General features: G+C 46.3%; 13 protein-coding genes. 12 read left to right on the plus strand and 1 reads right to left on the minus strand.

Annotated features, from left to right (window positions below; all coding sequences use genetic code 11):
- The first annotated feature begins 152 nt into the window (after window positions 1-152).
- The 12 genes from IJE10_11505 to IJE10_11560 all read left to right on the plus strand — a co-directional run bounded on the left by IJE10_11505 (window position 153) and on the right by IJE10_11560 (window position 8,257).
- On the plus strand, window positions 153-1,346 hold the full coding sequence (locus tag IJE10_11505) for a zinc-binding dehydrogenase (protein ID MBQ2968729.1): 1,194 nt from the start codon (window positions 153-155) through the stop codon (window positions 1,344-1,346).
- Window positions 1,347-1,365: 19 nt separating this feature from the next.
- Window positions 1,366-1,641, plus strand: a complete 276-nt coding sequence (locus tag IJE10_11510) for a BMC domain-containing protein (GenBank protein ID MBQ2968730.1) — start codon at window positions 1,366-1,368, stop codon at window positions 1,639-1,641.
- Window positions 1,642-1,746: 105 nt separating this feature from the next.
- Window positions 1,747-2,025: a BMC domain-containing protein gene (locus IJE10_11515; protein MBQ2968731.1), complete on the plus strand. Its 279-nt coding sequence runs from the start codon at window positions 1,747-1,749 to the stop codon at window positions 2,023-2,025.
- Between the two features lie 126 nt (window positions 2,026-2,151).
- The gene (locus IJE10_11520) at window positions 2,152-2,415 is read left to right on the plus strand and encodes a EutN/CcmL family microcompartment protein (protein MBQ2968732.1); all 264 of its coding nucleotides are present in this window, start codon (window positions 2,152-2,154) and stop codon (window positions 2,413-2,415) included.
- A gap of 41 nt (window positions 2,416-2,456) precedes the next feature.
- Window positions 2,457-3,794: an SLBB domain-containing protein gene (locus tag IJE10_11525; GenBank protein MBQ2968733.1), complete on the plus strand. Its 1,338-nt coding sequence runs from the start codon at window positions 2,457-2,459 to the stop codon at window positions 3,792-3,794.
- Window positions 3,791-4,339: a BMC domain-containing protein gene (locus tag IJE10_11530; protein ID MBQ2968734.1), complete on the plus strand. Its 549-nt coding sequence runs from the start codon at window positions 3,791-3,793 to the stop codon at window positions 4,337-4,339. Before IJE10_11525 ends, IJE10_11530 begins: the two co-directional genes overlap by 4 nt.
- Before the next feature lie 15 nt (window positions 4,340-4,354).
- On the plus strand, window positions 4,355-5,749 hold the full coding sequence (locus IJE10_11535; protein MBQ2968735.1) for an aldehyde dehydrogenase EutE: 1,395 nt from the start codon (window positions 4,355-4,357) through the stop codon (window positions 5,747-5,749).
- A 13-nt stretch (window positions 5,750-5,762) separates the two neighbouring features.
- Window positions 5,763-6,125, plus strand: a complete 363-nt coding sequence (locus IJE10_11540; GenBank protein MBQ2968736.1) for a BMC domain-containing protein — start codon at window positions 5,763-5,765, stop codon at window positions 6,123-6,125.
- Window positions 6,122-6,409, plus strand: coding sequence for a BMC domain-containing protein (locus IJE10_11545; protein ID MBQ2968737.1), 288 nt, complete (start codon window positions 6,122-6,124; stop codon window positions 6,407-6,409). Before IJE10_11540 ends, IJE10_11545 begins: the two co-directional genes overlap by 4 nt.
- Window positions 6,410-6,438: 29 nt before the next feature.
- Entirely contained in the window at window positions 6,439-6,708 is a 270-nt protein-coding gene (gene eutM / locus IJE10_11550) for an ethanolamine utilization microcompartment protein EutM (GenBank protein ID MBQ2968738.1), read from the plus strand.
- 70 nt (window positions 6,709-6,778) lie between these two features.
- Complete coding sequence (locus tag IJE10_11555) at window positions 6,779-7,411, plus strand: phosphate propanoyltransferase (GenBank protein MBQ2968739.1); 633 nt, start codon at window positions 6,779-6,781, stop codon at window positions 7,409-7,411.
- A 54-nt stretch (window positions 7,412-7,465) separates the two neighbouring features.
- Window positions 7,466-8,257: a DeoR/GlpR transcriptional regulator gene (locus IJE10_11560; protein ID MBQ2968740.1), complete on the plus strand. Its 792-nt coding sequence runs from the start codon at window positions 7,466-7,468 to the stop codon at window positions 8,255-8,257.
- A gap of 883 nt (window positions 8,258-9,140) precedes the next feature.
- On the opposite strand, the gene IJE10_11565 is transcribed toward IJE10_11560, so the two are convergent.
- Window positions 9,141-11,792 (minus strand): MoaD/ThiS family protein, encoded by a 2,652-nt coding sequence (locus IJE10_11565; protein ID MBQ2968741.1) that lies wholly within the window; start codon window positions 11,790-11,792, stop codon window positions 9,141-9,143.
- Window positions 11,793-11,983: the final 191 nt, after the last annotated feature.

Consider the following 11,983-nt stretch of genomic DNA (forward strand, 5'->3'; position numbering starts at 1 on the left):
CCAACTTAAATGTTGCCCTTTCTGCCATGCATGCGACCTTTGCGCAACCGCCTCGTTATTTAATCATTCCGGATTTTACGCCGGAGATGCAGAGAGATTTTAAAATCCCGGTACGAGGCATTCAAAATATGACGGACAGGAGAAATGTGAATATGAATCAGGATAAAATCCAGGAAATTGTAAAACAAGTTCTGTCCCAGATGGAAAACGGTGCGGTATCTAAGCCCGCTTCCTCCAAAGCCATTCCGAAAACCAGCAGAGCAGCCATGCTCACCAAGCTGGAAAACTACGAAATCAAGGAATTCCCCATCCCCGAAATCGGTGATGATGAAATTTTGGTTAAAGTAGAAGGCTGCGGTGTTTGCGGTACCGATGCGCACGAATTCAAAAGGGACCCCTTCGGCCTCATTCCTTTGGTTTTGGGTCACGAAGGTACCGGTGAAATTGTAAAAATCGGTAAAAACGTAACAAAAGACAGTGCAGGCAAGCCCTTAGGTCTTGGCGACAAGGTTGTAACCTGCATGATTTTCAAAGATAACCCCGACATCACCATGTTTGACTTAAACAAGCAGAACGTGGGCGGTGCGGATGTATACGGACTTCTGCCCGATGACGACATCCATTTAAACGGCTGGTTTGCCGATTACATGGTTATCCGCAAGGGCTCTACCGTATTTAACGTAAGCGATTTGAATCTCGACCTTCGAATCTTAATCGAACCCTGTGCCGTTTTAATCCATGCGGTTGAACGGGCAAAAACCACCGGCATCCTGCGCTTTAACAGCCGTGTTGCCGTACAGGGCTGCGGACCGATCGGACTTATTTGTATCGCAATTTTGCGCACCATGGGTATCGAAAACATCGTTGCAATCGACGGTGAAGAAAAGAGACTTAACTTTGCTAAGGAAATGGGTGCAACCGCAACCGTGAACTTTAAGGCGTTTAAGGGTCAGGAAGCATTGGCAGAAGGCGTAAAGGATGCTCTTGGCGGTTACTTTGCAGACTTTGCATTCCAGTGCACCGGCTCGCCCATTGCCCACAGCAACATCTACAAATTCATCCGCAACGGCGGCGGTCTTTGTGAACTGGGCTTCTTCATCAACGGCGGCGATGCAACCATCAATCCGCACTTTGATATCTGCGCAAAAGAAATCACAACTGTTGGCTCCTGGGTATACACCTTAAGAGACTATGCAACCACCTTTGATTTCTTAAAGCGTGCAAAGGGCATCGGTCTTCCCATCGAGAAGCTGATTACCCACAAGTTCCCCTTGGAACAGATTAACGAAGCGCACATTACAAACCTGAAAATGGAAGGTTTGAAAATTGCAATTATAAACGAATAAGTAAAGGGAGGCAAATAAAATGGCATTAGAAGCATTAGGTATGATCGAAACAAGAGGCTTAACCGCTGCAATCGAAGCATCGGATGCAATGGTTAAGGCAGCAGAGGTTACCTTAATCGGTACAGAAAAAATCGGTTCCGGTCTGGTAAGCGTTATGGTACGCGGTGACGTTGGCGCAGTTAAGGCTGCTGTTGAAGCAGGTGCAAACCTTGCACAGAGACTTGGCGAACTGGTTGCAGTACACGTTATCCCCCGTCCGCATGCAGATGTGGAGAAAATTTTACCGAAATTTTAACAGGCGGTGAACAAAATGGCAACAGCAAAAAAAACAACAGCCAAGGCAACAAAGCCCAAGGCTGCAGAAATTAAAGAAGTTGTAGAAATTAAGGAGGAAAAGAAAATGGCATTAGAAGCATTAGGTATGGTAGAAACAAGAGGTTTGGTAGCTGCAATCGAAGCAGCTGACGCAATGTTAAAGGCTGCAAACGTACAGCTGGTTGGCACCGAAAAAATCGGTTCCGGTCTGGTAAGCGTTATGGTTCGCGGTGACGTTGGTGCGGTTAAGGCTGCTGTTGAAGCAGGTAACGCATCTGCTCAAAAGCTTGGCGAAATCATTGCTACCCACGTTATTCCCCGTCCTCACGGCGATGTGGAAAAGATTCTGCCTGCATTGAAATAAGAGGTATAACGGTTCTCGGGTGGCTTTTTGCCACCCGGGGAACTTGTTGTTTTGAGCAGAGCAACGCAAAAGACACTTGCATTGTTGTGCTAAAGACAACAAACAAAAAAGCAGGAGGTAAAGAAAATGCTGATTGGTAAAGTTATCGGAAGCGTTGTATCCACACGCAAAAACGAAAATTTAATCGGTAACAAATTCATGGTGGTTGAGCCGTTAAAGGATGCAAACCCCACCTTAGGCAAGATTGTTGCGGTTGACAACATTGGCGCCGGCATCGGCGAATATGTGTTGGTTGCAACCGGAAGCAGTGCAAGAATCGGTTGCGGTATGGAAAACGCACCGGTGGATGCGGCTATTGTGGGTATTTTGGACGAAACCCCGAATTTATAATTTAAATGATTTTATTTCAGCAGGAAAGGGAGGGAAAGCACATGACCATCAAGGAATTAGCAAAAATATTACAGGATAACGGCGTCTGCGGTGCAGGCGGTGCAGGCTTTCCTTCGCACGCAAAGCTGAACGAAAAAGCAGATACCATTATCTTAAACTGCGCAGAATGCGAGCCTCTTTTAAAGGTACACCGCCATGTGTTAAAGGCGCACACCTTTGAAATTTTAAAGGCACTTCAATTGGTTTGTGAGACGGTTGGGGCAAAGGATTGCATCATTGCCACAAAACCCTCCTACAAGCGCACGGTGGAGGCTTTAAGAGAAGCACTCCCCGCCTTCCCGGGCATTCGCCTTTCCCTGATTCCGGAAACCTATCCTGCAGGGGACGAAGTGATTACCATTTTCGAGACCACGGGCAGAGTTGTACCGCCCGGCGACATCCCCATTTCGGTGGGTGTCAGCGTTTACAATGTAGAAACGGCATACAACATCTACCGGGCAGTGTGGGAAAATAAGCCGGTTACCCATAAATACGTAACCATGGCAGGTGAAGTGAAAAACTCTGTTACATTGCACGTGCCGATTGGCACAAGCTTTACCGATCTAATTCGGTTAGCAGGCGGTGCAACGGTTGAAAAATACAGTCTGCTTTCAGGCGGACCTATGATGGGAAACCCTGTTTCTCCATCGGATGTGGTGACCAAAACCACCAACGCAATTTTAGTGCTTCCCGAAAACCACCCGGTTATTATCCGGAAGCAGAACAAAACAAACATCAACATCAAACGGGTCATGAGCGCTTGCTGTCAGTGCAAAACCTGCACCGACATGTGCCCGAGACATTTACTCGGACATCCCATCGAGCCAAGCGAAATCATGCGTGCCGTATCTTCGGGCAAGGTTTCAAACCCTGAGGCGATTGTAAATGCCGCCTATTGTTCGGGTTGCGGTGTGTGCGAATTGTATGCCTGCCCCCAGTCTTTAAGCCCCAAAGCCATTATTCAGGACTTAAAAATGGCACTTAAAGCTTCGGGACAGAAGCTCCCCGAACCCCAATTTGATGCAGTATCAGACAAACGACCCTACAGACAAATCCCCAAAGCCCGTGTAACCGCACGGCTTGGGCTTACAGAATACAACAAGCTCGCTCCCCTTACAGACGAAATTCCAAATGTTTCAACCGTAAAGGTTAAGCTCAGCCAACACGCAGGTGCACCGGCTGTTGCCTGTGTAAAAGAGGGCGATGCTGTAGCACAGAATCAAATCATCGGCACACCGAAGGAAAAGGCGTTAAGCAACGCCATTCACGCGCCCATTGACGGCATCGTTTCGGTTGTGTGCGAGCAGTTTATTGTAATTAAAAAGGAGGCACATAAATGAGCAAGGCAATCGGTATGGCGGAATACCAGACGGTGTCCACCGGTGTAAAAGCCGCAGACATTATGGTTAAGACTGCCGACGTTGACATCATCGAGGCGCAGGTTGTGTGCCCCGGTAAATACACGGTTTTAATCACCGGCGAATTAAGTGCAGTCCGTGCTGCAATTGATGCGGCAAAGGGTGTACAGGGCTCAAAAATGATTGACAGCTTTGTGCTCGGCAACCCGGACGAATCTATATTCCCTGCAATTTACGGGGCAAACCCGGTAGAAAATCCGTCCGCCCTCGGTGTTCTGGAAACCTTTTCCGCGGCATCCATTATTGTGGCGGCAGATATGGCAGCCAAAACCGCTGAAGTTCAGTTGATTGAGCTTCGCATCGCAAAGGGTATGTGCGGTAAATCGTATATGTATATCACAGGCTCGGTTTCAGCTGTGCAGGCAGCAATTGAGCGGGCTGAGCAGGAGGTTGCAGGCGGCGGAATGTTCTTAGACAGCTCGGTCATTGCCAACCCCGACAGCAAAATGTGGGAACAGATTTTATAAGGAGGATAAAAACAGATGGAATTCAACGAAAAACTTGTGCAGGAAATTGTAGCTAAAGTTGTTGCAAATGTTTCGGGCGCACCCGTGGCAGGCAAAAAACAGCTTGGCGTTTTTGATACCATGACAGAGGCATTAACTGCTGTAGACAAGGCTTATAAGCAGTTTAAGAGCTATTCTGTGGCACAGCGCGAAGAAATGATTAAAAACATTCGTCGCTTAACCTTAGAGGAAGCTGAAAACTTAGCAATCCTTGGCGTAGAAGAAACCGGCATGGGCAGAGTTTCGGATAAAATCATCAAGCATCAGCTGGTGGCAAACAAAACCCCCGGTACTGAAGATTTGAAACCGCAGGTGTTCACCGGTGACGAGGGCTTAACCTTAATCGAAATGGCACCCTATGGTGTAATCGGCTCAATTACCCCCTCTACAAACCCCAGTGAAACGGTTATCTGCAACTCCATGGGCATGATTGCAGGCGGTAACGCGGTGGTATTTAACCCCCACCCCAATGCTTGCAGAACTGCAAACTATGCAGTTGACCTGGTAAACCGTGCAATCTTAGAAGCTGGCGGTCCCGAAAACTTAGTGGTTTCGGTAAAGAAACCGACTATGGATTCTTCTAATGAAATGGTTTCGTCCCCCATCGTAAGAATGCTGGTGGCAACCGGTGGTCCGGGCGTTGTAAAAATGCTTCTTTCCTCCGGTAAAAAGGCAATCGGTGCAGGTGCAGGTAACCCGCCCGTTATTGTAGACGATACTGCTGACATCGAAAAAGCAGGTGCAGACATTGTTAAAGGTGCAAGCTTTGACAACAACTTGCCCTGTATTGCAGAAAAAGAATGCTTTGTTCTTTCCAATGTAGCAGACAGACTGATTGATTCCATGTGCAAAAACGGTGCATACCTCTTAAAGGGTGAACAGATTGACCGGCTCTTAAAGGTTGCTCTGGTTGAAAAAGACGGCAAATACAGCATCAATAAAAAGTGGGTTGGCAAGGATGCAGGCAAATTCTTAAAAGAACTGGGCATTGATGCAGACCCGAGACTTATCATTTGTGAAACAGACAACAAGCACCCCTTCGTGCAGGTGGAAATGATGATGCCGATTTTGGCAATCGTTCGTGTAAACTCCATTGAAGAAGCCATTGAATATGCTTGTCAGGCAGAACACGGAAATCGCCATTCAGCACACATTCACTCCAAAAATGTTGACCACTTAACTGCCTTTGCAAGAGCGGTAGAAACCACCATTTTTGTAAAGAATGCGCCCTCTTATGCAGGGATTGGTGCAGGTGGCGAGGGCTATACCACCTTTACCATTGCAGGTCCTACCGGCGAAGGTCTGACTGCGGCACACTCCTTTACAAGACAGCGTCGTTGCGTATTGGTTGACGGCTTACACATTGTTTGATTGAGGTGAAAAAATGAAAGCATTAGGCATGATTGAAGTATACAGCTTCACCACCGCGGTTTGTGTGGCAGATGTTTGCGCAAAAACCGCAGACATTGAGGTTATTGCTTTTGACCGTAACCGTCCCATTTCTCCCGATGTTCCCGCTCCGCTTGTGATGATTGTTAAAATCTCGGGCGATGTCGGTGCGGTGCAGGCAGCAGTTGAAGCAGGCGTGAATTACGCAAAATCAAAGGGGAAATACATTGTGTCCCACATCATTGCAAATCCTGCAGACGGCACAGATAAAATGGCTTATTTGATGGATATCAACAAGGATAAATTCAACAAAAAGCTTCCCAAATCGTTCTTAAAAAAGGAGGCGGATAAGAAATGATTTCATCTATCGGATTGTTAGAGGTGCAGGGCTTGGTTGCCTCCATTAACGCACTCGATACCATGGTAAAAACCGCAGAGGTTCGTCTTATCCACACCGAAAAGCGTTTGGGCGGACGTTTGGTTACCTTGATTATCGCAGGTAAAGTAGACGCAGTAACCGCGGCAATTGAAGCAGGCGCAAAGCAGGCTTCCACCTTAGGCGAGGTGTTCGGTGCAGAGGTTATTGCAAATCCCCACGAAGAACTGGCAAAATTCTTCGATTTTGAACAGGCTAACAATTAATTTTAGTATATAAAGAAAGGAAGAGAATTATGGAAGCATTAGGCATGGTAGAAACAAGAGGTTTGGTTGCTGCAATCGAAGCAGCAGATGCAATGGTTAAGGCAGCAAACGTACAGCTGGTTGGTACCGAAAAAATCGGTTCCGGCTTGGTAAGCGTTATGATTCGCGGCGATGTTGGCGCGGTTAAGGCTGCAACAGAAGCAGGCTCTTCTGCAGCATCCAGATTGGGTGAACTCATTGCAGTACATGTTATCCCCCGTCCTCACGGCGATGTGGAAAAGATTTTACCGACTCTTTAATTTCTTTTAACCCCAAGGACGGTTTTTGCCGTCCTTGGCGGTAACTTTTCTTCAGAAAGGTAAATTGATTATGGATCAGAAAGCAATTGAAAAAGCCGTTCAGGCGGCGATTTTTGAATATAATACAGATAAAAACGAACAGGTGAAAATCGGCGTATCGCAGCGCCATGTGCATCTTTCGAGAGAAGACTTAGATACCCTTTTCGGCAAAGGCTTTGAGCTTACAAAATTAAAAACACTCATGGGCAGAGAATATGCCTCCGAGCAGTTTGTAACATTGGTTGGTCCGTCCTTAAAAGCCATTGAAAAGGTGCGTGTTTTAGGACCTGTGCGTAAAAATACACAAGTCGAAATTTCAAGAACCGATACATTCGTGTTAAAGGTAAGTCCCCCGGTTCGTCCCTCGGGCGAAATTGAAGGCTCTGAACGCCTGGTTCTGGTTGGACCGAAAGGCTCTGTGTATTTAAAAGAGGGTGTCATCATTGCCAACCGTCACATTCATTTAACACCGCAGTATGCCGAAAAGCACGGCATCCGCGACAACGATTATGTGGATGTGGAAATTGAAGGCATTAAGCCCACCAAATTTTATGATGTACAGGTGCGTGTGCGCGATGACTTTAATGTAGAAATGCATATCGACACCGACGATGCCAATTCCGCAGGCCTCAGAAATGGCGATGTGGTTAAGATTTTAAAATAATCCCTCCACCGCTGAAGCGGTCCCCCTCCCTTTAGGCAAGGGAGGCAGATAGGAATGAATAAAAGATACGGAGAATATAAAGATATGTTTGCTGTAGAAAGACAAAAAATTATACTGGACAGCTTAAAGGAAAACGGCGCGGTGCAGGTAAGTAAATTAAGCCAGGAGCTTGGTGTTACCGAAGAAACAGTGCGTCGTGATTTAGAAAAGCTTGAAAAAAATGAGCTTTTGATTCGTACCCACGGTGGCGCGATTCCGATTGAACAGGCAAAAATGGAGCTTTCTTTGGAAAAAAGAAAGAATACCAACACCGACATTAAAGAACGGCTTGCCAAAGAGGCGACAAAAGGGATTGTTCCCGGGGACACTATTTTCTTAGATGCCTCCACCACCACCTTTTACATGGCAAAAGAGCTTAAGGGTATGCACAACGTAACGGTCATCACAAACTCCATTCGTGTGATTCAGGAGTTAGGAGATGCCCAAGGGTTAAAAGTCGTTTCTGTGGGCGGTTTTGTGAGCCAGAACCAGTCTTTTGTGGGCAACCTTGCCGAAACAAACATTTCCCACTACTTTTTTGCGGACAAAATGTTCTTTTCCAGCCGCGGCATTACCGAAAACGGCGGAATTTTGGAAAGCAATGAGCAGGAATGTGCCATTAAGCAGAGAATGCTGAAAAACGCCAAGGAAACCTACTATCTTTGTGATGCATCCAAGCTCGGCAGAATCGGTTTTGCAAAGCTTTGCCAGTTTGACGAGGTGGATTACATCATCTCTGAAAGCTTTGAGGATGAGACTTTGGAAAAAGTGATTGCAGAGAATAATATTAAGTTAACGAAAATATAAAAAGTTCCCCCACACCGATTGGTGTGGGGATTCTTTAAGTTTTGGACTTTCTCTCCCTCCGTCACCGCTCTGCGGTGCCACCTCCCTCGTCAGAGGGAGGCAAAAAGGCTTCCTCTGACGAGGAAGCTGTTAAGCGTAGTGAGACTGAAGGAGAGAACTAGCACGCGTAGCGTGCCATTCGCCAAAAGTATTACTTGGAAGCTTTTGGACTTTCTCTCCCTCCGTCACCGCTTTGCGGTGCCACCTCCCTCGTCAGAGGGAGGCAAAAAGGCTTCCTCTGATGAGGAAGCTGTTAAGCGTAGTGAGACTGAAGGAGAGAAATAGCATGCGTAGCGTGCCATTCGCCAAAAGTATTACTTGGAAGCTTTTGGACTTTCTCTCCCTCCGTCACCGCTCTGCGGTGCCACCTCCCTCGTCAGAGGGAGGCAAAAAGGCTTCCTCTGATGAGGAAGCTGTTAAGCGTAGTGAGACTGAAGGAGAGAAATAGCACGCGTAGTGTGCCATTCGCCAAAAGTATTACTTGTAAACTTTTGGCGAAAGCGACAAGACAGAACGAAAAAGAAACAAGCTCGCTTTTAAAGCGAGCTTGTGTTTATTAAGTTCTTGTCTTGGAGCGTGTTCTGTGCGCACTTTTTACATCCCGGGGATAGGAAAAATGCGTACAGAATGGACGAATCGAACCCCGGAGGGGTATGCCCGCAATTATACAAAGGTATATTGCGGGTTCGATTCGTTCATAGCTTATCGGCATTATTAAAAAGAAACTCTGTTCAAACGAACAGAGTTTCTTCAATAAACATTTAAAAGTAAAAGTCTGCACGAATTTAATCTGCTTTTCTTGCCGATAAGCGTTCGGTGCGTACTTTTTACATCCCCGCCAGAATTATTCAGTTACGGGTACAGTTATAGGTGCACACAAGGGCAATGCGGTTGTACCGCTTGTCATGTAAGGTGTACCGCCCCATACATAAACAGTCTGACCTGCTTCTACCGCAACTTCAACGGGATTAATGGTCAATGCATAGTTAGCAGCAGATGCTTTAGAGCCGTCTGCATTCTTAACAACTACGAAGATCGGCTGTGCTTTCTTGGAAGAAATCACAACGTTACCGTCTGCATATTCTGCCTTAATGGTTGTATCTCCAAATCTCGCGTCTGTAATATACAACTGCGAAGCATCATACTTAGCATTGTTTACAAAGCTACCTGCAAGATTCTTGTAAACCGCGCCGTCAAAGGTTGTGTTGCTGAAGTTTGCATCCTTCTGCTTGATTGCAAGAACCAGTCTGCCTTCCGAAATTGCGTTACCCTGAATTTCATAGTTGATGAAGTTTGCAACCTTGGTATCATCACCCGAGGTAGCTGCATCATCCGAAGACAGGATAACGTAACCGGTTAAGTGCATGCCACGCATGCTGTCCTTTACGTTTACATCCGCCGGCATATTGCCATAGCTGGAAAGAATAACTGCAAAGTTGGAATTATTAAAGGTTTCGTCTGTCAGCTGTCTGTTGGTGTCCCAGGTAATGTTGGAGGTATATGCATATACCTTACCGCCAACAGAAATGGGATCGAACACACCAAGCAGAATTTCATCACCGTCGGAAAGGATATAACGATCCCAATCTTCGGTAATGGTTTCACCATTTACCGCAACATTTACACCGTCAATGGTGCTGCCATTAAAACCAACACGGTCGGTTTTGTTAAAGTATGCATTAAAATCAGCTTTGGTGGTAATGGAAGCCTGAATTGCTGCCGCTTCTTCCTGAGAAGCTGCCTTAACCAATGCAACATGGCTCAGACGAACAGCACCGCCGCCGATACCTACATTGAGAGTGTGATAGCCTGCGGTCAATTCTAAACCGTTTGCAGACTGCACATCATAGTGTGCGTTTACACCTAAACCACCGAATACAAATTTGTCGTCTGTGCCGTCATTATAAGATACATTGTCAACTTTAGCAGTCATATAACGTTCTGCACCCCAGCAACCGCCGTTGGCAATCATATAGTAGGTGCCATCTTCGGGAACCTTAATTGTAAGGTTTACTTTTGTACCGGAACTGAGAAGAAATACTTCACTGCCACTAAAAATGCTTGCATACGCAGTACCTGCACCGCCTGTTAAACCTAAACCAAAGGCTTCGTTGGTTGTGGGCGAAAGTGCCATGGTATCCATGCTGTTTGTAACCAAAGCACCGCTGGAGAGCAACGGATGCGCATCAATTCCGATATCTTCCTGCTTGTCAGCTGCAACAAGTGCGTCAAGCAAGGTAGGCTTGTTGATGTAATTGCCGTTTGCATCGGATTTACGAACATTCGGATAATAGGCTTCTGCCGCACCTGCGGTTACAGCTAATTCTGCGCCGTCAACTGTTACGGTTGCAGTTTCTGCCGCAGGAACAGAAGTTTCAATGGTTACACCTGCCGGCTCCAGAGGACTTGCATTATACTGAATGGTAACGGGTGTTTCCGCATCCGAACGGGGGCAGAATGCCACACCGTTTGCACCTGCATAGGAACCGGTTTCAGACAAGATACGAATCGGAACCTGCTGACCCTTTGTTAAGGTAACAGGGGTGTTGTTGTTTTCGTTCTGCCACTGATAACCCATAGTAGTACTTACATTGCTGTTGCCAAAGGTTAAGGTTTTGCCTGCAACATCCAATACAATTAAGCGCTGATAAGAGCTGCTTGCATTTGCCGAAGCAGAGGTATCTCTTTTTGCAACAAACACATCATAAATGCCGTCTGCCGGAGCAGTAAATACGGTGTACGGACCGTCGAGATTACTATCCTGCAAAGTGGAAGCATAAAGCCCCGCTGACGCCCCGTTGGAGATGACATATGCACCTGTTACAGGTGTTTCACCACCCACAAAGGTGTTGATTTTTTCGTCAGCGATAAAGAATGAGGTCAGCGGAAAATCGCCGTTCGCCTGGAACGTGCCGCTTGCATGCAGGGTTGCTTTTACAGTTGCTTTAAGCGGAGCACCGTTTGTCTTATACTTCAAAAACGCAACCAGGTTATTACCGTAAACGTTTCCAGCCGTTTGGAGTGATGCCGCCCCGGTTGTTTCGTCCATGGTTAAAAGTGCCTGCAATTCGGCATTGGTTTTAGATTCTTCAACCATTGCGGTTGCTACTTCGCCGTTTGTGGGAAGCAAATAGGTAATCCAGAGACCGTAGTTTGTTTTGATTTCCGCTTTTCTTGCAGGCATGGTGTATACATTTTCACCTTCGCCCAAAGTATATTCGGGAATTGTGATGGAGCAACCTGCCTTGGTAAGCTCGTCGCTTTTCAACATATTCTGAATTGTAGCATCTTCAAAGGTTAAAGGTGCACCACTGGATTGAATTTCAACGGTTACGGTTAAGTCCTGAATGGAAGCAGTTGCATCCCAACGTCCCCAAAGGTCATTATAAACCTTATTGGTTAAGGTGTGGGCATAGTCTGCCGCAAATGCAGGGACAGCCGTAAGTACAAAACAAAAGACAAGCAATACTGCTAAAATCTTTTTGCCTGTTTTCATTATTATTATCTCCTTTACATAGTTTTCTGTCACGCATAACAATCGGTTTTTTGCGGGAACAGATACCGCTTTTACAAAAACCATCCTTAAAAAACTCCTGAATTTTGGGGTGAAAGGAATTTTTGCTTTTCATCTCCCATCGGCGAAACAGTAGGCAAAAACCGCTAGAAAATAAAGCAGATTTAAAGATT

It is taken from the genome of Clostridia bacterium (genome assembly GCA_017410375.1).
Taxonomy (GTDB): Bacteria; Bacillota; Clostridia; order RGIG6154; family RGIG6154; genus RGIG6154.